The sequence below is a fragment of the Bacillus sp. JJ664 genome (assembly GCF_036962205.1).
GTDB lineage: Bacteria > Bacillota > Bacilli > Bacillales > Bacillaceae_G > Gottfriedia.
The window spans coordinates 20,732-21,337 of sequence record NZ_JBALMS010000028.1 but is presented as its reverse complement, the minus strand read 5'-3'; the positions used below and the strand labels follow the sequence as shown (position 1 = coordinate 21,337).

General features: G+C 31.7%; 1 protein-coding gene. It reads left to right on the top strand.

Going from position 1 to position 606, the window contains the following annotated elements; all coding sequences use genetic code 11:
- Nucleotides 1-207: 207 nt before the first annotated feature.
- The coding region (locus V7056_RS04835) for a peptidoglycan-binding domain-containing protein (protein WP_499699800.1) at nt 208-606 on the top strand (399 nt) is incomplete at its 3' end.

Sequence of the window (606 nt, the reverse complement as noted above, 5' to 3'; positions counted from 1 at the left end):
ACTAGGCTTTTTGTATTTTATGATTTTTATTATTTTAACAATACTTTATTTCTTACATCACACAATCCATGCCCAGAAATAACTATGATTACCCTATATACTTAGTTATTTTTTTGATATTTGAAAGATGAATTTTTGAAAATGAAAAGGGAATAGTAAAATTTGTAGTTTAAAAAAATTCATAATTTTTGAGGGATGGTGTAGCAAGTGAAGAAATTTGATGGATCAAAAATTAATTATGACAAAAATCAATCTATCATTCAATTTAGTAGAAAAAGCATTCGAACCGTTTTATTATCATTGATGCTAGCGCTTGGTTTATCTACTACAGGTTTTGCATTTGGAAAAGGATCAGAAGGACCTGATGTTTTCGTAGTGCAAGGTATGTTGAAATCGATTGGTAGTTATTCTGGTAAAATTACTGGTCATTATAATAGTTTAACAGTTAAAGGTGTAAGATATTTCCAAAGAACTCATGGACTCCCTGTAACTGGTGCAGTCGACAAAGCTACATTTGAATCTATTTCTTATGCTTATGCAGTTGTGAAATTTAATGCTGGAAATGGAGCAGAAAATGGAGCAGGAAATGGCGGCGGCACTGGAGGC